This window comes from Clostridium sp. (assembly GCF_036660475.1).
Classification (GTDB): domain Bacteria; phylum Bacillota; class Clostridia; order Clostridiales; family Clostridiaceae; genus Clostridium_J.
The window spans coordinates 507,184-530,049 of record NZ_JAVXAO010000002.1; the positions used below are offsets into that span (position 1 = coordinate 507,184).

Sequence of the window (22,866 nt, forward strand, 5' to 3'; positions counted from 1 at the left end):
TATCGCCATTATTATTATTTTCTTATATTATATAAATTTATTTGATTTTGATCATACTAAATAATTATATAAAATAACAAAACCTGCTAGGCGTTTTAAACTCTAACAGGCTTCTCATATTGTAAAATATTATTTATTTATTTATTTATTTATTTATTATTATGTATTAATTTTCAGATATTATTTCCGCAATGTTAACTGAATGATCACCAATTCTTTCAAGATTACTTATTAAATCTAAGAATATGGTGCCTACAACTGCACTACACACACCATTATGTAATCTCTTAATATGAGATTCTCGTAATTCTTTTTCAAGAGAATCTATTCTATCTTCTAAACCTCTTATACTTGCTGCTTTTTCTTTATTATAATTTTTGAAACAATCTATACTCATTTCTAGAGAATTAATAGTATAATCAAACATTCCTTTAATTTCATTCATAGCTTCCGGTGATAACTGCACTCCCTTAGTTATTCTTTCGCTAGCAAGGTCCGCTATATTTTCAGCATGATCCCCTATACGCTCAATATCATTAACCACATGAAAATATGCCGCAAGTTCAGTTCTTTGCTCTTCACCCAAATCTGAATTAGAAAGTTTAACTAAATATCTTGTTATATCATGTTCTAATAAATTTATTACTTTTTCATTTTCATACACAATTTTAATTACTTCTTCATCACCATCTACAAAAGCTCTCATTGCTATCTTCACATTTTCTTTAGCCTTCTCCGCCATTCTTACAACCTCATTAGTTGTCTGTCCAAAAGCTATTGCTGGAGTTTCAAGTAGTCGTTCATCAACATATTTAAGTCCAACTACTTCTTTTTCATCATCTCCTGGTATTAACTTATTAACAAATCCAACAAGATACTTTATGAAAGGTATTAATAGAATAGTATTAACTACATTAAATAAAGTGTGTGCATTTGCTATTTGTTTTGGAATAGCTTCAACTCCATATGTTGGGCTTATTCTAAGTATTAATTCAGTTAAGAACCCTATTGGTATTAGTAAAAATATAATAGCGCCAATCATGTTAAATAACAAATGGAATACAGCTGCTTTTTTTGCTGTTCTTGATGTTCCAATACTTGAAATTAATGCAGTTACACAAGTACCAATATTGTTACCAAGTAATATCGGAATTGCAACCATTAATGGAAGGCTACCTGTAGATGCCAATGCAACTAATATACCTGTTGATGCAGAGGAACTTTGAAGTACAGCTGTCATCATCATACCTATTAATACGCCAAGTATTGTATGTCCTTGTAATTTTAATATAAGTTCTTTAAAGAATATGGAATCTTTAAGTGGAGACATTGCTCCTGACATAAGCTTTAATCCTAAAAATAATATCCCAAACCCTAATACAATTTGACCAACTTCTTTAACTTTTCTCTTTTTAGTAAATAATATCATCGCCGCACCAATTGCTAAAAATATCGGTGCAAATGTATCAAATTTAAATGTTATCAATTGGGCTGTAATTGTAGTTCCAATATTTGCTCCCATTATAACTGCGGCTGCTTGATAAAGGTTCATAAGTCCAGCATTAACAAATCCCACTATCATGACCGTAGTAGCACTACTACTTTGTATAATTGCTGTAACAATAGTTCCTGTTAGAACTCCTTTAATCGGATTTGATGTAATTTTATCAAAAATACCTTTTAATTTATCTCCAGCAGCATTTTCAAGTCCATCCCCCATCATTTTCATTCCATACAAGAAGAGTCCCAGTCCACCTAAAAGGTTAATAATTAATAAGATAGTATTCATATTTTCCCTCCTACAATATAATGTTGCAAAATTATGTATAATGTGTAATATTCGACATCAAATTTCATTTTAATGATACACCATATTTAATACCATGTTAAGAGTTATTCATTTTTTTAACACGGATTTAACATTATTATAAATCATTTGTATAAGTCTTTATTAAGTTTATACATTGAGAACACTTAAAACCTAGATATACGTAAGTAGTTAAAATTTATTTTCTCTATAACCCTATATATTATATTTTTAAATTCAATACTGTAATATTACTTATGATAGATACTATTTTAATACATTAGTATGTTTTACTATATATTTTTTATCATGCATTTAATTAAACTTTTAATTAAATTTTTTTACTATAACTTATATTCATGACTTTTTTATATTCCTACAAACTTCATTGTATACAAATACCATTTGTAAAAAATTCAAAAAAAATAAGGAGTATCTACGATACTCCTTATTTGTATATAACACACGTATGTATGTATAAATATTATCTTTTTGAGAACTGAGAAGCTCTTCTTGCTTTTTTAAGACCGTATTTCTTTCTTTCTTTCATTCTTGGGTCTCTTGTTAAGAATCCTGCTTTTTTAAGTTCTGGTCTTAAGCTTTCATCAGCTTTTAATAAAGCTCTTGAAACACCATGTCTGATAGCTCCAGCTTGACCTGTGTATCCACCACCATGTACATTAACTAAAACGTCGAACTTGTCTTTAGTTCCTGTTAATACTAAAGGTTGGTTAACTATGAATTTTAATGTATCTAATCCAAAGTAGTTATCCATTTCTCTTTTATTTATTACAACTTTACCTTCACCAGGTACAAGTCTTACTCTAGCAACTGATTTCTTTCTTCTTCCTGTTCCAAAATGTTGAACTTTTGCCATTATTTATTCCTCCTTACAATACCATTTTTAGTATTTTAATTCTAAAACTTCTGGTTTTTGAGCATGATTTTTGTGCTCTGGTCCTCTATAAACTGTTAGTTTCTTAAGCATTTGTCTTCCAAGAACTCCTGTTGGAAGCATTCTTCTTACTGCTTCCTCAAAAACGAATTCTGGTTTTTTAGCTAATGCTTCTCTGTAAGGTACTTCTTTTAATCCGCCTGGATATAATGAGTGATGTCTTAACATCTTTTGGTCTAATTTTTTACCTGTTAAAACTATTTTCTCTGCATTAACAATTATTACGTTATCTCCAGTATCTACATTTGGTGTAAATTCTGGTTTGTTTTTTCCTCTTAAAATTGAAGCTATTTGACTGGCAGCTCTACCTAAAGTCATTCCTTCAACGTCTATTAAATACCATTTTCTTTGTATTTCGCCTGGTTTAGCTAAATATGATTTCATCTAATTACCTCCCTGATTTTTAACAATTATAATTCTATGATAAAGATCCGGGGCTAATGGATCTTATACACAATTATTTATTATGTGAACAAAATTTATTATAATACAATTTACCGGGTGTGTCAAGAATTTATAACATTATTCATAATAAACTTCAATTAAACATAATCCTTGTGGCGGACATGTTTTTCCTGAATTCTTACGATTTTTATCTGCTATTATCTTAGGTATGTCATCTGGCTCTAATCTTCTATTACCCACGTCCAATAATGTTCCTACAATAATTCTTGCCATATTATACAAAAATCCATCAGCACCAATATATATTTTTATATACTCATCACTTTCAATAATATCTATTGTCTTTATAGTCCTTATAGTTGTCTTTACAGAGCTTCCTACATTTCTAAAAGCTTCAAAGTCATGAGTTCCTATAAAAAATTTTGATGCTTCTCTTATTCTATCTATATCTAATTCACCCTTATAGTGATATGCCGAATTTCTACATAGAGGCATCCTTGTCTCCGTATTTACTATTGTATAACAATATGTTTTCCCTATTGAGTTATATCTAGAATGGAATTCGTAATCTACTTCACTAGATTCCATAACAGCTATATCCTCAGGCAAATTATGATTTAGAGCTTCTCTAAATTTCTCGGGTGGTATACTGCTATTAGTTTTAAAATTACACACATACCTCTTCGCATGAACCTTACTGTCTGTTCTGCTACATCCTATAACATTAGCTTCTTCTTTTGTTAATTTTAAAATTGCTTCTTCTACTATTCCTTGAACTGTAGAACCTTTAGGCTGCTTTTGCCATCCTAAATAATTAGTCCCATCATACTCAAGTATTAATTTTATATTTTTCATATATATACCTCTAATTTAGCGTTATAACCAAAATCTCATATATACTACTATTCCAGTTAAACATCCCATAACAACCATGCCTATATAATCCCTATAGGTAACCTTTAAGACCTTCATTCTAGTTCTACCATCTCCGCCCCTATAGCACCTTGCTTCCATTGCCATAGCTAATTCATCAGCACGTCTAAATGAACTTATAAATAATGGTACAAGTAAAGGTATTAAGCTTTTGGCTCTATTTACTATACTTCCACTTTCAAAATCTGCACCTCTTGCCTTTTGAGCCTTCATTATTTTATCAGTTTCATCCATTAATGTTGGAATAAATCTAAGTGCAATTGTCATCATCATCGCTAGTTCATGCGCTGGCACCCCAATTTTCTTAAATGGATTGAGTAATTTTTCTATTCCATCAGTAAGCTCTATTGGAGATGTTGTTAGTGTTAATAAAGATGTTCCAATAATAAGAAATGTAAGTCTTAAAACCATAAATATCGCAGTAATTAAGCCCTCTCGATATACTTTTATAAACCCAAATTTTATTAATGGTTCACCAACACCTCTAGTTAAAAACACATTAAATAGTGCTGTTATAAGCATCAGTATAAATATTGGTTTTAATCCCTTATATATATATCTAAATTCAATCTTAGATATTCCTATGGCCATCATTGTAAATATAAAAATAACAATATATCCTGAAAAATCTTTAATCAAAAACAAGTCTATTATAAATAGTAATGAAAATAATATTTTCACTCTAGCATCTAGTTTATGAACAAACGATTCTCCTGGTATATACTGCCCTATTGTAATATCTTTAATCATATTTACTCCTCCAAAACTTTATAAAAGGAGCCTAGTTCTTTTCTAGTATCCTAAGTAATTCTTTTTTGGCTTGCTCTAGTGTGAAAATATCATCTGGCAATTGAAATCCAACCTTATTTAACTCTCTTATAAGATATGTAACCTGTGGAACTGCAAGACCTACTTTCTCTAAAGTCTCTACTTCTCTAAATATTTGATTAGGTGCACCATCTAATACACACTTTCCATTATCCATTACTAGTATTCTATCTGCAACCTTCGCTACGTCTTCCATGCTATGAGATACAAGTATAACAGTTATATTATAATCTTCATGAAGTTTATATAACTCACTTAAAATTTCATCTCTACCTTTAGGATCTAATCCTGCTGTCGGTTCATCCAGTATTAGAACCTTAGGCTCCATTGCTACAACACCTGCTATTGCCACTCTTCTCTTTTGTCCACCGCTTAAATCAAATGGAGATTTATTTTTATATGTCTCATAGTCTAAACCTACCATCTCCATTGCTCTCTTTGCTCTTTCTATGGCTTCCTCATCTGTAAGCCCTAAATTCTTAGGACCAAACATTATATCTTTTTCAATTGTTTCCTCAAATAGTTGATACTCGGCATATTGAAACACTAGTCCAACCTTTTTTCTTATATCCGCAAGCTTAACTCCATCTGAAGTTATATCAACTCCATCAACAATTATTTTACCACTATTAGGTTTCAATAATCCATTCATATGCTGTATCAATGTAGATTTCCCAGAACCTGTATGACCAATTAAGGCTACAAATTCCCCATCATTTATATTGATTGAAACATCACTAAGCGCTATTTTTTCAAAAGGAGTTCTAGGCATATATACATGCGTCAAATTTTCTATTTTAATTGACATAATTCTCTCACCATCTCATCTATAGTTAATATATCTGATTTTATATTAACACCTGATTTATTTAATTCATAGGCCAATTCTGTCATTTGTGGTACATCCAATCCCAGTTTCTTCATAGTATCAACCTGTGCAAATACTTCTCTTGGATTACCTTTTACTATAACTTTTCCAGAATCCATAACATATATTTGATCTGCTTCAACAGCTTCCTCCATAAAATGAGTTATAAATACTATAGTGATCCCATGGTTCTTATTTAAGTCCATTATCGTGTTTATAACTTCTTTTCGTCCAGATGGATCAAGCATCGCTGTCGGCTCATCAAGAACTATGCACTCTGGCATCATCGCTAATATACCTGCAATGGCTACACGTTGCTTTTGTCCTCCTGATAGCAGATGTGGACCATGTTTTTTATACTCAAACATATTTACTCTTTTTAAAGATTCATCAACTCTTCGCCTTATCTCCTTAGGTTCAACCCCCAAGTTTTCTGGTCCAAAAGCTACATCTTCTTCTACAATAGTAGCAACAATTTGATTATCTGGATTTTGAAAAACCATACCAGCCTTACTTCTAACATTCCATACATTTTCTTCTTTACTAGTATCATAACCTGAAACTATAACTCTTCCTTCTGTAGGTGTAAGTAATGCATTTATATGCTTTGCAAATGTTGATTTCCCAGATCCATTATGACCTAATACTACTACAAATTCACCCTTGTTAATAGTTATATCAACACCATCAATGGCTACTTTTATGTTACCTTCACTATCTGGTGGATAACTATATTTTAAATTTTCACTAATTATTTCAGGTATACTACTGATCCTACCCGTTTTTTTACTAGATACGTGTATATCATCAAATGAATTTTCTGTATTATTATCCTTTTGCAAATCCAATTCATTCAATTTATATTCATTAGTTAATTGTTTTTTATCTAAATTCTTATTAGTCTTCATTTATTATCCCTCCATGGAGAGTTACTATTTAAAGTTTTATTGTATAACAAAATGGGGACTAAGTTAGCCTTACTTAATCCCCTTGAATTATTATACTAATTCTAATACAACAACCTCTGCTCCATCGCCTCTTCTTGGTCCCATTTTCATTATTCTAGTGTATCCACCATTTCTTTCAGCGTATTTTGGAGCTACGTTGTCAAATAAATTTTTAACAACTTCCTCTTCCGTTACAAATGCAAGCACTTGTCTTCTAGCGTGAAGATCTCCTCTTTTTGCTAAAGTTATCATTTTTTCAGCTAGTCTCTTAGTTTCTTTAGCTCTCGCTTCAGTTGTCTCAATTCTACCATACTTTAAGAAACTAGTTGTAAGATTTCTAAGCATCGCCATTCTTTGATCAGTTGGACGTCCTAACTTACGTTGCTGTGCCATATCTATACCTCCTTACTCCTCGCTAGGTTTGAATATCAATCCTAAGCCTTCAAGTTTTTGCTCAACCTCTTCAAGAGATTTCTTTCCTAAGTTTCTTACTTTCATCATGTCATCCATTGATTTCTCTGTTAATTCTTGAACGGTATTAATACCAGCTCTCTTTAAGCAATTAAAGCTTCTAACAGATAGATCAAGTTCTTCTATAGTCATTTCAAGAACCTTTTCTTTCTTATCTTCTTCCTTTTCAATCATTATTTCAACATTATCTGCATGATCAGTTAATGTCATAAACAATTTAAAGTGTTCGATAAGAATTTTAGCTGATAAACCAATAGCTTCATCAGGTCTAATTGTTCCATTAGTCCAAATTTCTATAGTTAATTTATCATAATCTGTGATTTGTCCTACTCTTGTGTTTTCAACATTGAAATTAACTCTCTTTACTGGAGTGTATATTGAGTCAACTGGTATTGTTGATATTGGCTTGTCGTCGGTTTTGTTTTTGTTTTGAGAAACATAACCTCTTCCATTGCTAACATTGATCTCCATATATAATTTTCCACCTTGATCCAAGGTAGCAATATGATGGTCTCTGCTAATAACTTCAATATCCCCATCTGTCTTAATATCTGCTCCTGTAATTTCACCAGGACCTTCAGCATCAATATAAATTGTTCTTTGGCCCTCACCAGACATTTTAAGCGCTAACCCTTTTATGTTAAGGATCAGTTCTGCCACGTCCTCTTTAACTCCATGTATAGTTGAAAACTCATGTAATACACCATCTATTTTAATCGAATTAGCGGCAACTCCAGGTAGTGAAGAAAGAAGAATTCTTCTTAATGCATTACCTAAAGTTATTCCATAACCTCTTTCTAATGGTTCTACAACAAATTTGCCATATGTACCATTTTCAGCGATTTCTACACATTCTATTTTTGGCTTTTCAATTTCTAACATATATAACCCTCCTTTAAAATTTGTTGGTTTTTATATATCGAGGGCAACTGATTACATTATTGACTATTTACTGTATAACTCTACGATTAACGTTTCGTTAACAGGAACATCTATGTCTTCTCTTGCTGGTAATGAAGCAACCTTACCTTCAAATAATTCAACATTTCCTTCTAACCAATTTGGTAATGTTTTTGGATTTTCAGCAAAAACTTTGAATTTTTCAGAAGATCTGCTTTTTTCTCTAACTGATATAACATCTCCAGCTTTTACAGAGTATGATGCGATATCAACTTTTTTACCGTTTACTAAGAAGTGTCCGTGGTTTACTAATTGTCTTGATTCAACTCTTGAACTTCCGTATCCTAATCTGTAAACAACGTTATCTAATCTTAATTCTAGGAATTTTAATAGGTTTTCACCAGTTATTCCTTTTTGCTTTTCAGCTTTTTCATAATATTTTCTGAATTGTCCTTCAAGAACTCCATAGATTCTCTTAGCTTTTTGCTTCTCTCTTAATTGAGTTCCGTAGTTTGACATTTTCTTTCTGCTTTGACCATGCTGACCTGGTGCATAACCTCTTCTAGTGAAAGCACATTTCTCAGTGAAACATCTGTCACCTTTAAGGTTAAGCTTTAGACCTTCTCTTCTGCAAAGTCTACATTTAGCTCCAGTATATCTTGCCATTAATTACACCTCCTGTTAATTAAACTCTTCTTCTTTTTGGTGGTCTACAACCATTGTGTGGAATTGGAGTTACATCTTTAATTAGTGTAACTTCTAATCCTGCAGCTTGAAGTGATCTTATTGCCGCTTCTCTTCCTGCTCCTGGTCCTTTTACGTAAACTTCTATACTTTTTAAACCGTGCTCCATTGCTGCTTTAGCTGCTGTTTCAGCTGCCATTTGAGCTGCAAAAGGAGTACTTTTTCTTGAACCTCTAAATCCTAATCCACCTGCACTTGCCCATGACAATGCATTTCCTGCCGCATCAGTAAGTGTAACGATGGAATTATTGAAAGTAGATTTAATGTGTGCAGCACCGTGCTCAACATTTTTTCTCTCTTTTTTTCTTCTACTTCTAACTTTTTTCTGAGCCATAATATTCCCTCCTTACTATTTCTTCTTACCTGCCATAGTCTTCTTAGGACCTTTTCTTGTTCTTGCGTTAGTTTTAGTCTTTTGACCTCTAACTGTAAGACCTTTTCTGTGTCTTATTCCTCTATAACATCCAACTTCTTTAAGTCTTTTAATATCTAGAGCAACTTTTCTTCTAAGATCACCTTCAACTAGTAAGTTTTTATTTACATAATCTCTTAATGCATTAACTTCGTCTTCAGTTAAATCCTTGATTCTTGTATCTGGATTTATTCCTGTAGCTTCAAGTATATCATGAGATTTTGGTAATCCAACACCAAATATATAAGTTAGACCTATCTCAACTCTTTTCTCTTTTGGTAGGTCAATACCTGCTATTCTTGCCATCTACGCCTTGCACCTCCTAAGTATTTGTACTTTATAAATTTTCATTAACCTTGTTTTTGTTTATGTTTAGGATTTTCACAGATAACCATTACTCTTCCTTTTCTTTTTATAACTTTACATTTTTCACATATAGGTTTAACTGATGGTCTTACTTTCATAGCTAACCCTCCTTATTACTTATCTCTCCAAGTTATTCTCCCACGAGTCAAATCATATGGAGAAAGTTCTACTGTAACCTTATCGCCTGGTAAAATTCTTATAAAGTTCATTCTTAATTTCCCAGAAATATGAGCAAGTATCTTGTGCCCACTCTCTAATTCAACTTGAAAAGTTGCGTTAGGTAGAGTTTCTAAAACAACACCCTGCATTTCAATTATATCATCTTTTGACATAAGGGTAATCAAACCTCCTCAATTATATCTTCAACCTGCAAAAATTTTCTAATTTTAGAATTATTAATTTTACCTTCTGATAAAATACTAATTCTAATGTCTTCAGCCAAAATATTTGTGAAAACTAAATGTTTAATTTTCTTTTTCTTTGGCTTTTCAATTTTTCTAAGGTCTCCATCTGAAATATAGACATACTCGGCGTCTATTATACCGATAATGATAAAGGATTTACCTTTATCTCTTCCTGATTTTGAATGTACTACCTTTCCTAAAAGGCTGTCATCATCCACTCTAGTCACCTCATTAGCTCAAAGTTAGTATTTCTACACCTGAGTTAGTTATTGCTATAGTATTCTCATAATGGGCAGATAACTTTCCATCAGATGTAACTACAGTCCAACCATCAGGTTTAATCTTAACTTTGTAATTTCCCATGTTTATCATAGGTTCAATTGCAAGCACTATACCGTGTACTAACTTAGGGCCTTTACCAGCAGTACCGTAATTAGGAACCTGAGGTTCTTCATGCATAGAAGTTCCTATGCCGTGTCCAACAAAATCCCTAACCACCGAATATCCAAAACTTTCAGCATACATTTGTATAGCCGCTGAAATATCAGTAAGTCTATTGCCTACTACTGCCTTTTCAATGCCCTTAAAGAAAGATTCCTTAGTGACATCTATTAGATGTTGTGCTTCCTTAGAAATACATCCTACTGGAAAAGTTCGCGCAGCATCACCATGATAGCCATTGAGTATTGCTCCGCAATCAACACTGATAATATCTCCTTCAACTAATACTGTATTACTAGGAATACCATGTATTACCACATCATTTACTGATGCACATATAGATGCTGGGAAGCCTCCATATCCTTTAAAAGATGGTATAGCGCCTTGCGATTTTATAAACTCTTCAGCAAGTTTATCAATTTCTGCAGTGGTTATTCCTGGTTTTATTACCTTTTCAATAATTGCTAGAGTATCGGCAACAACCTTACCAGCACTTCTCATATATTCTAGTTCTTTATCACTTTTAACCTTCATAACTATTTATCGCTCCTAAGATACCACAGATATCTTTAAAAACATCGTTAATAGCTTGAGTTCCATCAACTTCCGCTAACAAATCTTTTTTACCATAATAATCTATCAACGGTTGTGTTTGTTCATCATATATGTCAAGTCTCTCACTTACTGTTGCTTCGTTATCATCCGCCCTTTGTATTACAACACTACCGCAAACATCACACTTTCCTTCATGTTTCGTAGGGTTATATTTAACGTGGTAACTAGCTCCACAAGTGGTACATACACGTCTTCCTGTCATTCTATCTATAATAAAACTCTTTGGAACCTTTATCAATAAAGCTGTATCAAGTTTTATTCCTCTTTCCTCTAAAAGAGTTTTTAAGGCCTCCGCTTGATTTACAGTTCTTGGGTACCCATCTAGCAAAAATCCATTCTTACAGTCATCCTGCTTTAATCTATCTTCTATTAAGTCAATAGTTAATTCGTCTGGTACTAAATGTCCCTTATCTATATATTTTTTAGCTTCAACTCCCAATACAGTGTTTTGGGAAATGTTTTGTCTAAAAATATCTCCAGTAGATATATGTGGTATAGAGTATTTATTAGAGATCGACTTTGCCTGTGTTCCTTTTCCGGCTCCAGGAGGACCTAATAAAATAATTTTCACTAGTATCAACTCCAAACTTTATCTTTTATTTAAGGAACCCTTCATAATGTCTCATTACTAGTTGAGATTGTAATTGTTTCATTGTATCTAATGATACCCCTACTAAAATTAATAAACTAGTTCCACCAAATGAAATTCCTTGGAAATTAGTAAAAATAGTACCCAGTATTGGAACTATTGCAATAATAGCAGCAAATGTTCCTCCTAAAATGGATATCCTGGTCAATACTTTTTCTAAATATATCTCAGTTTTCTCGCCGGGTCTAATACCTGGAATAAATCCTGATGACTTATTCATATTTTCAGCCATTTCATCTGGCTTGAAAGTAATTAGAGTATAGAACCATGCAAAGAATAGTATCAGTATGAAGTATGCTATAACATATTTCATACTATCTTGCTTGAATATACTCCAAGGGCTAGTCGTAATAAATACTGCAAAGGAAGATTGTGGCCATATTTGCGCTATAACAGTTGGAAATTGCATTACTGACATACCAAAAATTATAGCCATAACTCCAGAAGAATTTAAACTAATTGGAATATGTGTAGATTGGCCTTTTACAACCTTTCTTCCTACTGCTTTCCCTGCATATTGAACTGGTATTCTACGTTCTGCTAAGTTTATAACAATTACTGTAATTAATAAAGCTAAAGCTACTGCTATGAATATTACAACCTCTACTGGACTAATATTTCCCATTCTAAGCATCTCTGCTATTTTATAGGCAGTTTCCGGTAATGAAGATACTATATTTACAAATATAATTACAGACACTCCACTTCCAATTCCATAAACTGAAATTTGCTCACCTATCCATACTAATAATGCTGTACCTGCAGTCATTGTTAATAATATTAAAAGAAGCCCTGTTGTACCTTCTAATAATATTGCACCTGAACCTTTTATCATTGCATACATTGCATATGCTTGAATAACAGCAAATACTAGCGCTGAATACTTAGTATAGTTTTGTATTTTCTTTCTTCCTTCTTGGCCTTCTTTAGAAAGTTGTTCTAAATAAGGAATTGCTACTGTTAGCAACTGAATTATGATTGATGCATTAATATATGGAGTAACTCCTAAAGCAAATATACTAAACTTACTAAATGCTCCTCCGGCAATCATATCATAAAAGTTCAAAAGAGAACCTGAATTACCACCAACTAAACCTGCAATCTTACTAGCATCTACTCCTGGTACTGGAATAAATATTCCCATTCTGAATATTATAACTATCATTAAAGTAAATAACATTCTTTTTCTTAGCTCAGGAACTCTCCAAGCGTTTCGTAGGGTTGATAACATCTATATCACCTCAACTTTTCCTCCAGCCGCTTCGATTTTTTCTGCTGCAGCTTTTGAAATCTTATTAGCTTTAACAGTTAATTTCTTTTCAATGTTTCCATTTCCAAGAATTTTTATCCCATCGTTTACTTTCTTAGCCATTCCGATTTCACGAAGTAACTCAGGAGTAACTTCAGTTCCATCTTCAAATATATTTAGTCTATCTACGTTTATGCAAGTATATTCTTTAGCGAATATATTTGTAAATCCTCTTTTAGGTAGTCTTCTATATAAAGGCATTTGACCTCCCTCAAATCCTGGTCTTGTTCCTCCACCAGATCTTGAGTTTTGTCCTTTATGACCTTTTCCAGCAGTTTTACCCCAACCAGAACCAGTACCTCTACCAATTCTTTTCGGAGATTTTTTAGAACCTTCTGCAGGTCTTAACTCATGAAGTCTCATATTTACACCTCCTTAGTTTAAGCTTCTTCTACTTTTAATAAGTAACTTATTGTATTAATCATACCTCTGATCTGAGGAGTCTCCTCGTGCTCAACATCTTTTCCTATTTTTCTTAATCCAAGAGCTTCTGCAGTAGCAATATGATTTTTCTTTCTACCTATTAAACTCTTTACTAAAGTTATTTTAATTTTAGCCAAGGTATTCCCCTCCTATCCTAGAATTTCTTCAACAGTTTTGCCTCTTAGTTTTGCAACTTGCTCAGCTGTTCTTAAATTTGATAATCCATTTATTGTTGCGCTAACCATATTTTTAGGGTTGTTTGAACCTAATGATTTAGCTCTAACATCTTTTAATCCTGCAAGTTCAAGTACCGCTCTTACTGGACCTCCAGCAAGAACTCCTGTTCCTTCTGAAGCTGGCATAATATGAACTACACCTGTTCCTGATTTACCATCTATTGTGTGAGGAACTGTTGTTCCACTTAACTCAACTTTAACGATGTTCTTTTTAGCATCTTCGATACCTTTTCTGATTGCTTCAGGTATTTCGATAGATTTTCCCATTCCAACACCAACGTGTCCGTTCTCATCACCAACAACTACTAGTGCGCTGAATCTGAAGTTTCTACCACCTTTAACAACCTTAGCAACTCTATTTATATTTACTACTTTCTCTTTAAGATCAAGTATGCTAGGATCAATTTTCATGTGTGTACCTCCTTTTTTTAGAATTTAAGTCCTGCTTCTCTTGCACCTTCAGCAAGCATTTGTACTCTACCGTGGTATACATACCCACCTCTGTCGAATACAACTTCAGTAATTCCTGCTTCTATAGATTTCTTAGCTATTATTTCACCAACTAATTTAGCAGCTTCTTTATTACTACCAATTTTCATAGCAAAATCTTTATCTAAGGTAGATGCAGCAACTAATGTTCTTCCAGCAACATCATCTATAATTTGAGCATATATATTTTTTTCACTTCTATATACTGCAAGTCTTGGTCTAACAGCTGTTCCGTGAACTTTTTTACGTACTCTTAAATGACGCTTTTCTCTTGATAGCTTTCTATCAGCTTTATTGAACATATAATTCTCTCCTTTCTAATAGCTATTATTTACCAGTTTTACCTTCTTTACGTCTTATAACTTCATCAGAGTATTTAATACCCTTTCCTTTATAAGGCTCTGGCTTTCTCCAAGTTCTTATGTCAGCTGCAACCGCACCAACTAATTCCTTGTCAATACCTTTTATTATTATTGTTGTAGAATCTGGAAGTTCAAATGTAACTCCCTCAACTGCACTTATTTCTACTGGATGTGAGAATCCAAGGTTTAAAGTTAACCCATTACCTTTTGCTGTTGCTCTATATCCAACACCAACTAATTGTAATGTTTTAACGAAACCATTAGTTACTCCAACCACCATATTATTTATTAATGCTCTTGTTAATCCATGTAGAGCTCTATGTTCTTTTACATCGCTTGGTCTTGTAACGACCACTTGATTATCCTCTATAGCTATGTTCATATCCTTAACCATTGTTCTAGTTAATTCACCTTTTGGTCCTTTAACTGTAACAACGTGGTCTGGTGTTACTGTAACAGTTACACCAGCTGGTATAGCTATTGGAAGTCTTCCTACTCTTGACATACTCGCACCTCCTTGTTCAATAAACTACCAGATATAGCAGATAACTTCTCCACCTAATCCTAATTTTCTAGCTTCTCTATCAGAAACTAATCCCTTAGAAGTTGATATTATTGCAACTCCTAATCCATTTAATACTTTAGGAATATCATCTTTACCAGAGTAAACTCTTAGTCCTGGCTTAGATATTCTCTTAAGTCCTGTTATAACTCTATCCTTATTTTGGCCATATTTCATGCTAAGTCTTAACATAGAAACACTACCATCTTGATATTCTTCTATGTTCTTAATATATCCTTCTTGAAGCATAATGTTCGCAATTGCCTTCTTTATTGTTGAAGAAGGAACTTCTACTATTTCATGTCTAACAATATTTGCATTTCTTATACGTGTTAGCAAATCTGCTATCGGATCAGTCATGTTCATTTGTTGTGCCTCCTTTCATATGATCTGTATATTACCAGCTCGCCTTTTTACATCCAGGAATTTGTCCCTTATAAGCAAGTTCTCTGAAACATATACGGCAAATACCAAATTTCTGTAATACAGAGTGTGGTCTTCCACATAATCTGCATCTAGAGTAAGCTTGAGTTGAATATTTCGGTTCTTTTTTCCATTTTTCTATTAAAGCTTTACGTGCCAAGTCATTCCCTCCTTTTATTGAGCAAATGGCATTCCAAGGAATCTTAATAATTCTCTTGCTTCCTCGTCTGTCTTTGCAGTAGTTACAAATATTATATCCATTCCTCTTACTTTATCGATTTTATCATACTCGATTTCAGGGAATATTAATTGTTCTTTTATTCCTAGAGCATAGTTTCCTCTTCCATCAAATGATTTAGTAGGAACGCCTCTGAAGTCTCTAACTCTTGGTAATGCTATATTCATTAATTTGTCCGCAAATTGGAACATTTTCTCTTTTCTTAATGTAACTTTGCATCCAATAGCCATGTTCTCTCTTATTTTGAAGTTAGCAACTGAGTTTTTAGCTCTAGTTAATACAGCTTTTTGTCCAGTGATTAATTGCATATCACTTACAGCAGCATCTAAAACTTTAGAGTTGTCTTTAGCTTCTCCAACTCCCATGTTTAAAACTATCTTTTCAAGCTTAGGTACTTCCATAACATTTTTGTATCCGAACTTATCCATCATAGCTTGAACTACTTCATTATTATATTTCTCTTGTAGTCTTGTAACCATTTGTTAAACCTCCTTTCGCGAATTAAAATGTTTCTGCGCAATTTTTACAAACTCTAACTTTAGTACCGTCTTCAAGTACTTTGTTGCTTATTCTAGTTACGCTTTTACATTTTTCACAATATAGCATAACTTTTGAGCTATTTATAGCTGCTTCAAAGTTAACTATTCCGCCTTGCATATTCTGTTTACTTGGTTTTTGATGTTTTGTTACTACATTAACATCAGCAACAACAACTTTCCCAGTTTTAGGATAAACGGCTAAAACTTCTCCGATTTTGCCTTTATCTTTTCCAGAGATAACCATTACAGTGTCTTTTTTTCTAACATGAACTTTCATTTTTGCTACCCCCTATCCTATAGTACTTCAGGTGCTAGTGATAATATCTTGTTGAAGTCTTTATCTCTAAGCTCCCTAGCAACAGGTCCGAAGATACGAGTTCCTTTTGGATTCTTATCGTCTTTTATAATAACAGCTGCGTTCTCATCAAATCTGATATAAGTCCCGTCTACTCTTCTCAAACCCTTAACTGATCTAACAATAACTGCTTTTACTACGTCACCTTTTTTAACAACTCCACCTGGTGTTGCACTTTTAACGCTAGCAACAATTACGTCTCCGATGTTTCCCCATTTTCTCTTGGAACCACCGAGTACTCTAATACACATTATCTCTTTAGCACCAGAGTTATCCGCTACTTTTAATAATGTTTGTTGTTGTATCATGTAAATACCCTCCCTTCAGTTAACTATTTAGCTCTTTCATTGATTTCAACAAGTCTCCATCTTTTATCTTTAGACAATGGTCTTGTTTCCATTATTAATACTCTATCGTTAACTTTTGCTTCATTATTTTCATCATGAGCCTTAAATTTAGTTGTTCTATTCACTGTTTTACCGTAAAGTGGATGTCTAACCTTTGTTTCAACAGCAACAACTATTGTTTTATCCATTTTGTCAGAAACTACTCTACCGATTCTAGTTTTTCTATTTCCTCTTTCCACAAGATGAACCTCCTTTCAGTATTACTGCTCACAAGCCCTTAATTCTTCTTCTCTAAGGATGGTTTTAATTTGGGCTATAGACTTCTTAACCTGTTTTATTCTCATTGGGTTTTCTAGCTGTCCTGTAGCTAACTGAAATCTAAGGTTAAATAATTCTGATTTAAGATCAGATAGTTTTGCATTTAAATCTTGAGGAGTACCTTGTCTCAACTCTTTCAATTCATTAGCCTTCATTGATTTCACCACCCATTTCCTCAAAATCTCTTCTAGTAACAAACTTAGTTGCTACTGGTAATTTGTGAGATGCAAGTCTCATTGCTTCTCTAGCAGCTTCTTCTGTAACTCCAGCTATTTCAAATAATACTCTACCTGGTTTAACTACTGCTACCCAATATTCTGGTGAACCTTTACCTGAACCCATACGAGTTTCAGCTGGCTTCTCAGTTACTGGTTTGTCAGGGAAGATTTTTATCCAAACCTTTCCTCCTCTTTTAACGTATCTATTTATAGCTATTCTGGCAGATTCAATTTGGTTGCTTGTAATCCAACCGCATTCCGTTGCTTGTAAAGCGAAGTCTCCATATGCTATGAAGTTACCTCTTGTAGCTTTACCTTTCATTCTACCACGTTGTACCTTACGATGTTTAACTCTTTTAGGCATTAACATGTCAAATTCCTCCTTCCTTACACGTTATTATGAGTTGCTTTCTTCCTTCTTAACTTTCTTTGTCGGAAGAACCTCACCTTTATAAACCCAAACTTTTACTCCGATCTTTCCATAAACTGTATCTGCTTCTGCAAATCCATAATCTATATCAGCTCTTAAAGTTTGTAGTGGAATAGTTCCCTCATGATACTGCTCTGTTCTAGCGATTTCAGCACCGCCTAGTCTACCAGCACATGCAGTCTTAACACCTTTAACGCCAGTTCTCATAGCTCTTTGAATCGTTTGTTTCATAGCTCTTCTGAAAGATATTCTTTTTTCTAGTTGAGCTGCTATGTTTTCAGCCATTAATTGTGAATTATTTTCTGGTGTTTTAACTTCAACTATATTGATTAAAACAAATTTATCAACAACAACTTTCTTTAATTCAACTTTTAGTTGTTCTATACTTTGACCGCCTTTTCCTATAACCATTCCTGGTTTTGCGGTATGTATATTGATTTTAACTCTTTTTGCTGCTCTTTCTATCTCAATTTTTGATATTCCAGCAGTGAATAATTTCTTTTTTAAATATTCTCTGATATTGTTATCTTCAATTAAGTTGTCTGCAAAATTTTTCTTATCTGCATACCATTTAGCGTCCCAATCCTTGATTACACCAACTCTTAGGCCGTGTGGATTAACTTTTTGACCCACTCTATATCCCTCCTTCTTAAGCTCTTTCTTTAACTACTAGAGTTATATGGCTAGTTCTTTTTAAAATTCTAAATGCTCTACCTTGAGCGTGAGGTCTAAATCTTTTTAATGTTGGACCTGCACCTGTGTGAGCCTCTGCAACATACAATCTGTTTCTGTCTAAATTAAAGTTGTTCTCTGCATTCGCAACAGCTGACTTCAATAATTTATTTATTACAACAGCCGCATCTTTTGGAGTATATTGTAATATAGCGAAAGCTTCATTTACATTCTTATCTCTTATCAAGTCAAGAACAATCCCAACCTTCATAGGAGACATTCTTACATATTTAGCTATAGCTTTAGCTTCCATAGATAACTTCCTCCTTCCCGTACTATCTCATTCTACTTGATTTTTCCTTTGCGATATGACCTTTAAAAGTTCTTGTTAAAGCGAACTCTCCAAGTTTGTGTCCTACCATATCTTCTTGAACATATACTGGAACATGTTTTCTTCCATCATGAACAGCAATTGTGTGTCCAATCATTTGTGGAAAAATTGTAGAGCTTCTTGACCAAGTCTTTATAACTTTCTTCTCGCCTGCTTTGTTCATTTCTTCTATTTTCTTTAGAAGAGATTCTTTTACAAAAGGTCCTTTTTTAACTGATCTACTCACTATTAGTGGCCTCCCTTCATGTAAAGTGTTCATAACCAGAAGAGAAATTCATTCTCTCCTAATTACTTACTATTTCTTTTCTTAACAATAAATTTGTCAGAGTATTTTTTAGTTTTTCTAGTTTTGTATCCAAGAGCTGGTTTACCCCATGGAGTACGTGGACTTGCATGACCGATTGGAGATTTTCCTTCTCCTCCACCGTGTGGGTGGTCGTTAGGGTTCATTACAGAACCTCTTACTGTAGGTCTTATTCCTAAGTGTCTTTTTCTTCCTGCTTTACCAATCTTAACAATTTCATGAGTTAAGTTTGAAACTGTTCCAATTGTAGCTCTACAGTTCATTCTTATATATCTAACTTCTCCGCTTGGTAATTTTACTTGAGCATATTCTCCATCTTTAGCCATTAACTGAGCTGAAGAACCTGCTGATCTAACAAGCTGAGCACCTTTTCCAACTTGTAATTCAATGTTGTGAATCATTGTACCAACTGGAATGTTAGCTATTGGAAGTGTATTCCCTGGTTTTATATCAGATTCTGGTCCTGATACTACAACATCTCCAACTTTTAATCCAACTGGAGCTATTATGTATCTCTTTTCACCATCATTGTAAACAACTAATGCAATGTAAGCTGATCTATTTGGATCGTACTCGATAGTTGCAACTTTAGCTGGAATACCATCTTTAGTTCTTTTGAAATCTATTAATCTATATTTCTGCTTTGCTCCACCACCGTGGTGACGAACAGTAATTTTACCTTGGTTATTTCTACCACCTGTTCTTTTCTTAGCAACAAGAAGTGATTTCTCAGGTACATTTGTAGTTATTTCTTCAAATGTTGCCATAGTCATATTTCTTCTTGAAGGTGTGGTAGGCTTAAATTTTTTAACTGCCATTAGGTTTCCCTCCTTTTGCGCTTTTCTGGCTCTAGCCAATACTGCGTTTTATTATTGCATTCCGTCAAAGAATTCAATTGTTTTACTATCTGCTGATAATTCAACGATTGCCTTTTTAAAGTCAGCTCTTTTACCAATGTGAACTCCAACTCTCTTAGTTTTACCTAAGTTTCTTAAAGTTCTTACATTTTCAACAGTTACTCCAAAAACTTCTTCGATAGCTTTTTTTATTTGAACTTTATTAGCGTGTATGTCAACGATGAAAGTGTATTTTTTTTCTGCCATAGCAGCCATACTTTTTTCAGTTATAACAGGTTTTCTTATGATATCATAACTTGTCATTTTCATTATGCATACACCTCCTCAATTTTAGATACAGCTTCTTTAGTTATCATTAATTTCTCATATTTCAATATGTCGTAAACATTTATATTGTTTACTGGAATTACAGCCACACCTTGAATGTTTCTTGCTGATTTGTAAACATTCTCGTTTGATTCAGCTACAATTATTAATGTTTTCTTAGTTTCAAAAGCATTAATCATTTTCACCATTTCTTTAGTTTTAGGTGCTTCAAATGATAAGTTTTCAAGTACTATCATTTCATTTTCTTGTACTTTTGAAGTTAAAGCTGATTTCATAGCTACTCTTCTCATACTTTTTGGAACTGAAACTCTGTAGTCACGTGGTTTTGGTGCAAACACGATACCCCCGTGAATCCATTGTGGAGCTCTTATAGAACCTTGTCTTGCTCTTCCTGTTCCTTTTTGTCTCCAAGGCTTAATTCCTCCGCCTCTTACTTCAGCTCTTGTTTTAGCACTCTGCGTTCCTTGTCTTTTATTAGCTAATTGAGCTACTACAACTTGGTGCATTGCTTCAACACTAACTTGAACTCCAAAAATGCTATCATTTAGTTGAATTTCTCCAACTTCTTTGTTTTCAGTGTTATACACTTTTAATGTAGGCATTCTGCATCCTCCTTCCCTTATGCTTTAACAGCGTTTCTTATTACTACTAAACCTTTATTTGGTCCAGGTATTCCGCCTTTAACAAGAATAATGTTTTTCTCAGGTATTACTCTTACTATTTCAAGATTTAATACTGTAGTATTAACATTTCCCATATGTCCAGGCATTTTTTTGTTTTTGAATGTTCTTGCAGGATCTGATGATGCTCCCATAGAACCTACTGCTCTGTGGAACTTAGATCCGTGACTCATTGGTCCTCTGTGGAAATTCCATCTTTTAATAACCCCAGCGAATCCTTTTCCTTTAGATATTCCAGATACATCTACTTTGTCTCCAGCTGCAAATATTTCTGCTTTGATTTCAGCTCCTACTTCGTAAGTGCTTATATCTTCTAATCTAAATTCTTTAATGTGTCTTCTTACAACAACACCAGCTTTAATAAACTCACCTTTTTTAGGTTTGTTTGCTATGTTTTCTCTTATATCTCCAAATCCAACTTTTATAGCTTCATATCCATCGTTTTCCATTGTTTTCTTTTGGATAACTACACATGGACCTGCTTCTACAACTGTAACTGGAATTACTTTTCTATTTTCATCAAATATTTGAGTCATTCCTAGTTTTTTACCCATTATAGCTTTTTTCATTTAAATACACCTCCACTTATTAGCGGACCACCTTAGTGATCATAACAGTTAGTAATAGTTTATCTATTACCCGTACTTTATAGTTCAACTTCATGCACTATGTACGATTATAGTTTTATTTCGATATCTACGCCTGCTGGCAAGTCTAATCTCATTAATGCATCAACAGTTTTTGGTGATGGACTTAGTATGTCGATTAGTCTTTTGTGAGTTCTTATTTCGAACTGCTCTCTTGAATCTTTGTATTTATGTGGAGCTCTTAAGATAGTTATTATATCTTTTTCAGTTGGTAGTGGAACTGGTCCAGCTACTTTAGCTCCTGTGTTTTTAGCAGTCTCAACAATTTTCTCTGCTGATTGATCTAGTATTGTGTGATCAAACGCCTTTAATCTAATTCTGATTTTTTGTTTTGACATTGTATTCCCTCCTTTTCATCGCACGCTATTACTTCTTACGCGCAACAGCGGATGTTCTGTAAACTGTTCCTAGTGTTTCCTGTTTTTCGAGAAAACACAAAGCACACCACAGACCCCGTCGCCCAATTCTTGATTAGGCCATGCTCGGTTAAGAATTCCCCCGGAAGTCCGGCAACCTCTTACCTCATCGCTGTTACCATATTGCAACTATTATAGTATACATTATTTTATACACTTTGACAAGAGTTTTTATTTTTTTAATGTTTTTTTTAATTTACACTTCAAATCACACTCTATTTGCATTATAATCCTTAACTATTTTTGCATTTTATATTCTTATTTTTATAACACATAAGTAATAAATCTAACTTCTTACATAAGTCTTATATAAGAACTCCAGTGATTATGATTCACTTATATTAAATATTTATACCAAACAACTATCACATTTACTTATTGTACACTAGATTCATTATTAATTCAACACATAAAATAAGGTAAAAAAAATAGAGAGAAAGGCGTCCCTCTCTCTCTACAAATCCTAGGTTTTATTGTGCACATTACCCCTTGCAGGGTATTATATCTTAAATTATTTATTAATTATTTAATGATAGAAGTTACAACTCCTGATCCTACTGTTCTTCCACCTTCTCTGA

At 33.3% G+C, this 22,866-nt stretch carries 39 protein-coding genes; all 39 read right to left on the minus strand.

Annotated elements, in window-relative coordinates; all coding sequences use genetic code 11:
- Positions 1-166: 166 nt before the first annotated feature.
- The gene (locus RSA29_RS05370; RefSeq protein WP_346933181.1) at positions 167-1,789 is read right to left on the minus strand and encodes a Na/Pi cotransporter family protein; all 1,623 of its coding nucleotides are present in this window, start codon (positions 1,787-1,789) and stop codon (positions 167-169) included.
- 502 nt (positions 1,790-2,291) lie between these two features.
- The gene (rpsI, locus tag RSA29_RS05375; RefSeq protein WP_346933180.1) at positions 2,292-2,684 is read right to left on the minus strand and encodes a 30S ribosomal protein S9; all 393 of its coding nucleotides are present in this window, start codon (positions 2,682-2,684) and stop codon (positions 2,292-2,294) included.
- 27 nt (positions 2,685-2,711) lie between these two features.
- Positions 2,712-3,146 carry a 50S ribosomal protein L13 gene (gene rplM / locus RSA29_RS05380; protein ID WP_346933179.1) on the minus strand — a complete coding sequence of 145 codons (435 nt, stop codon included), beginning with the start codon at positions 3,144-3,146 and terminating at the stop codon, positions 2,712-2,714.
- Positions 3,147-3,284: 138 nt separating this feature from the next.
- A complete protein-coding gene (gene truA / locus RSA29_RS05385) occupies positions 3,285-4,022 on the minus strand; it encodes a tRNA pseudouridine(38-40) synthase TruA (protein ID WP_346942679.1) in 738 nt (245 codons plus the stop codon).
- A 21-nt stretch (positions 4,023-4,043) separates the two neighbouring features.
- Positions 4,044-4,850, minus strand: a complete 807-nt coding sequence (locus RSA29_RS05390; protein ID WP_346933177.1) for an energy-coupling factor transporter transmembrane component T — start codon at positions 4,848-4,850, stop codon at positions 4,044-4,046.
- 31 nt (positions 4,851-4,881) lie between these two features.
- Positions 4,882-5,736, minus strand: a complete 855-nt coding sequence (locus RSA29_RS05395; protein WP_346942678.1) for an energy-coupling factor transporter ATPase — start codon at positions 5,734-5,736, stop codon at positions 4,882-4,884.
- Positions 5,721-6,704 carry an energy-coupling factor transporter ATPase gene (locus RSA29_RS05400; RefSeq protein ID WP_346942677.1) on the minus strand — a complete coding sequence of 328 codons (984 nt, stop codon included), beginning with the start codon at positions 6,702-6,704 and terminating at the stop codon, positions 5,721-5,723. Before RSA29_RS05400 ends, RSA29_RS05395 begins: the two co-directional genes overlap by 16 nt.
- A 90-nt stretch (positions 6,705-6,794) precedes the next feature.
- The gene (gene rplQ, locus RSA29_RS05405; protein ID WP_346933174.1) at positions 6,795-7,136 is read right to left on the minus strand and encodes a 50S ribosomal protein L17; all 342 of its coding nucleotides are present in this window, start codon (positions 7,134-7,136) and stop codon (positions 6,795-6,797) included.
- 12 nt (positions 7,137-7,148) lie between these two features.
- Entirely contained in the window at positions 7,149-8,096 is a 948-nt protein-coding gene (locus tag RSA29_RS05410) for a DNA-directed RNA polymerase subunit alpha (RefSeq protein WP_346933173.1), read from the minus strand.
- Positions 8,097-8,159: 63 nt separating this feature from the next.
- A complete protein-coding gene (gene rpsD, locus RSA29_RS05415) occupies positions 8,160-8,780 on the minus strand; it encodes a 30S ribosomal protein S4 (RefSeq protein ID WP_346933172.1) in 621 nt (206 codons plus the stop codon).
- A gap of 19 nt (positions 8,781-8,799) precedes the next feature.
- Positions 8,800-9,192, minus strand: a complete 393-nt coding sequence (gene rpsK, locus RSA29_RS05420) for a 30S ribosomal protein S11 (protein ID WP_035133342.1) — start codon at positions 9,190-9,192, stop codon at positions 8,800-8,802.
- 15 nt (positions 9,193-9,207) lie between these two features.
- A complete protein-coding gene (gene rpsM, locus RSA29_RS05425) occupies positions 9,208-9,576 on the minus strand; it encodes a 30S ribosomal protein S13 (RefSeq protein ID WP_346933171.1) in 369 nt (122 codons plus the stop codon).
- A 44-nt stretch (positions 9,577-9,620) separates the two neighbouring features.
- Positions 9,621-9,734: a 50S ribosomal protein L36 gene (gene rpmJ, locus RSA29_RS05430; protein ID WP_003373491.1), complete on the minus strand. Its 114-nt coding sequence runs from the start codon at positions 9,732-9,734 to the stop codon at positions 9,621-9,623.
- A 15-nt stretch (positions 9,735-9,749) separates the two neighbouring features.
- Positions 9,750-9,968 carry a translation initiation factor IF-1 gene (gene infA, locus RSA29_RS05435; RefSeq protein ID WP_035133338.1) on the minus strand — a complete coding sequence of 73 codons (219 nt, stop codon included), beginning with the start codon at positions 9,966-9,968 and terminating at the stop codon, positions 9,750-9,752.
- Between the two features lie 8 nt (positions 9,969-9,976).
- On the minus strand, positions 9,977-10,258 hold the full coding sequence (locus RSA29_RS05440) for a KOW domain-containing RNA-binding protein (protein ID WP_346933170.1): 282 nt from the start codon (positions 10,256-10,258) through the stop codon (positions 9,977-9,979).
- Between the two features lie 13 nt (positions 10,259-10,271).
- On the minus strand, positions 10,272-11,015 hold the full coding sequence (gene map / locus RSA29_RS05445) for a type I methionyl aminopeptidase (RefSeq protein WP_346933169.1): 744 nt from the start codon (positions 11,013-11,015) through the stop codon (positions 10,272-10,274).
- Positions 11,005-11,667, minus strand: a complete 663-nt coding sequence (locus tag RSA29_RS05450) for an adenylate kinase (protein ID WP_346933168.1) — start codon at positions 11,665-11,667, stop codon at positions 11,005-11,007. The genes map and RSA29_RS05450 overlap by 11 nt, the downstream gene beginning before the upstream one ends.
- 25 nt (positions 11,668-11,692) lie before the next feature.
- Entirely contained in the window at positions 11,693-12,976 is a 1,284-nt protein-coding gene (gene secY, locus RSA29_RS05455; RefSeq protein ID WP_346933167.1) for a preprotein translocase subunit SecY, read from the minus strand.
- Positions 12,977-13,417, minus strand: coding sequence for a 50S ribosomal protein L15 (rplO, locus tag RSA29_RS05460; protein ID WP_346933166.1), 441 nt, complete (start codon positions 13,415-13,417; stop codon positions 12,977-12,979).
- A 17-nt stretch (positions 13,418-13,434) separates the two neighbouring features.
- Positions 13,435-13,614, minus strand: a complete 180-nt coding sequence (gene rpmD, locus RSA29_RS05465) for a 50S ribosomal protein L30 (RefSeq protein WP_346933165.1) — start codon at positions 13,612-13,614, stop codon at positions 13,435-13,437.
- Between the two features lie 12 nt (positions 13,615-13,626).
- On the minus strand, positions 13,627-14,124 hold the full coding sequence (gene rpsE, locus RSA29_RS05470; protein WP_346933164.1) for a 30S ribosomal protein S5: 498 nt from the start codon (positions 14,122-14,124) through the stop codon (positions 13,627-13,629).
- 17 nt (positions 14,125-14,141) lie between these two features.
- Positions 14,142-14,504, minus strand: a complete 363-nt coding sequence (gene rplR, locus RSA29_RS05475) for a 50S ribosomal protein L18 (RefSeq protein ID WP_346933163.1) — start codon at positions 14,502-14,504, stop codon at positions 14,142-14,144.
- A 25-nt stretch (positions 14,505-14,529) separates the two neighbouring features.
- Positions 14,530-15,069 (minus strand): 50S ribosomal protein L6, encoded by a 540-nt coding sequence (gene rplF / locus RSA29_RS05480; RefSeq protein ID WP_346933162.1) that lies wholly within the window; start codon positions 15,067-15,069, stop codon positions 14,530-14,532.
- A gap of 24 nt (positions 15,070-15,093) precedes the next feature.
- Positions 15,094-15,492, minus strand: a complete 399-nt coding sequence (gene rpsH / locus RSA29_RS05485; RefSeq protein ID WP_346933161.1) for a 30S ribosomal protein S8 — start codon at positions 15,490-15,492, stop codon at positions 15,094-15,096.
- Positions 15,493-15,523: 31 nt separating this feature from the next.
- Positions 15,524-15,709 (minus strand): type Z 30S ribosomal protein S14, encoded by a 186-nt coding sequence (locus RSA29_RS05490; RefSeq protein WP_346933160.1) that lies wholly within the window; start codon positions 15,707-15,709, stop codon positions 15,524-15,526.
- A gap of 14 nt (positions 15,710-15,723) precedes the next feature.
- Positions 15,724-16,266 (minus strand): 50S ribosomal protein L5, encoded by a 543-nt coding sequence (rplE, locus tag RSA29_RS05495; protein WP_346933159.1) that lies wholly within the window; start codon positions 16,264-16,266, stop codon positions 15,724-15,726.
- A gap of 22 nt (positions 16,267-16,288) precedes the next feature.
- Entirely contained in the window at positions 16,289-16,603 is a 315-nt protein-coding gene (gene rplX, locus RSA29_RS05500) for a 50S ribosomal protein L24 (RefSeq protein WP_346933158.1), read from the minus strand.
- Positions 16,604-16,620: 17 nt separating this feature from the next.
- Entirely contained in the window at positions 16,621-16,989 is a 369-nt protein-coding gene (rplN, locus tag RSA29_RS05505; RefSeq protein WP_346933157.1) for a 50S ribosomal protein L14, read from the minus strand.
- 23 nt (positions 16,990-17,012) lie between these two features.
- Positions 17,013-17,267, minus strand: a complete 255-nt coding sequence (rpsQ, locus tag RSA29_RS05510; RefSeq protein WP_346933156.1) for a 30S ribosomal protein S17 — start codon at positions 17,265-17,267, stop codon at positions 17,013-17,015.
- A 21-nt stretch (positions 17,268-17,288) separates the two neighbouring features.
- Positions 17,289-17,501 carry a 50S ribosomal protein L29 gene (rpmC, locus tag RSA29_RS05515; RefSeq protein ID WP_346933155.1) on the minus strand — a complete coding sequence of 71 codons (213 nt, stop codon included), beginning with the start codon at positions 17,499-17,501 and terminating at the stop codon, positions 17,289-17,291.
- Complete coding sequence (gene rplP / locus RSA29_RS05520; RefSeq protein ID WP_346933154.1) at positions 17,491-17,934, minus strand: 50S ribosomal protein L16; 444 nt, start codon at positions 17,932-17,934, stop codon at positions 17,491-17,493. The genes rpmC and rplP overlap by 11 nt, the downstream gene beginning before the upstream one ends.
- A gap of 27 nt (positions 17,935-17,961) precedes the next feature.
- Entirely contained in the window at positions 17,962-18,627 is a 666-nt protein-coding gene (rpsC, locus tag RSA29_RS05525; protein WP_346933153.1) for a 30S ribosomal protein S3, read from the minus strand.
- 16 nt (positions 18,628-18,643) lie between these two features.
- Positions 18,644-18,979 (minus strand): 50S ribosomal protein L22, encoded by a 336-nt coding sequence (rplV, locus tag RSA29_RS05530; RefSeq protein ID WP_346933152.1) that lies wholly within the window; start codon positions 18,977-18,979, stop codon positions 18,644-18,646.
- Between the two features lie 22 nt (positions 18,980-19,001).
- Complete coding sequence (gene rpsS / locus RSA29_RS05535; protein WP_346933151.1) at positions 19,002-19,283, minus strand: 30S ribosomal protein S19; 282 nt, start codon at positions 19,281-19,283, stop codon at positions 19,002-19,004.
- Between the two features lie 62 nt (positions 19,284-19,345).
- The gene (gene rplB / locus RSA29_RS05540; RefSeq protein WP_346942676.1) at positions 19,346-20,179 is read right to left on the minus strand and encodes a 50S ribosomal protein L2; all 834 of its coding nucleotides are present in this window, start codon (positions 20,177-20,179) and stop codon (positions 19,346-19,348) included.
- Between the two features lie 51 nt (positions 20,180-20,230).
- Positions 20,231-20,527: a 50S ribosomal protein L23 gene (gene rplW / locus RSA29_RS05545; protein WP_346933149.1), complete on the minus strand. Its 297-nt coding sequence runs from the start codon at positions 20,525-20,527 to the stop codon at positions 20,231-20,233.
- On the minus strand, positions 20,527-21,147 hold the full coding sequence (rplD, locus tag RSA29_RS05550; RefSeq protein WP_346933148.1) for a 50S ribosomal protein L4: 621 nt from the start codon (positions 21,145-21,147) through the stop codon (positions 20,527-20,529). Before rplD ends, rplW begins: the two co-directional genes overlap by 1 nt.
- A gap of 17 nt (positions 21,148-21,164) precedes the next feature.
- Positions 21,165-21,794: a 50S ribosomal protein L3 gene (gene rplC / locus RSA29_RS05555; RefSeq protein ID WP_346933147.1), complete on the minus strand. Its 630-nt coding sequence runs from the start codon at positions 21,792-21,794 to the stop codon at positions 21,165-21,167.
- A gap of 107 nt (positions 21,795-21,901) precedes the next feature.
- Positions 21,902-22,210: a 30S ribosomal protein S10 gene (gene rpsJ / locus RSA29_RS05560; protein ID WP_346933146.1), complete on the minus strand. Its 309-nt coding sequence runs from the start codon at positions 22,208-22,210 to the stop codon at positions 21,902-21,904.
- Positions 22,211-22,866 lie beyond the last annotated feature (656 nt).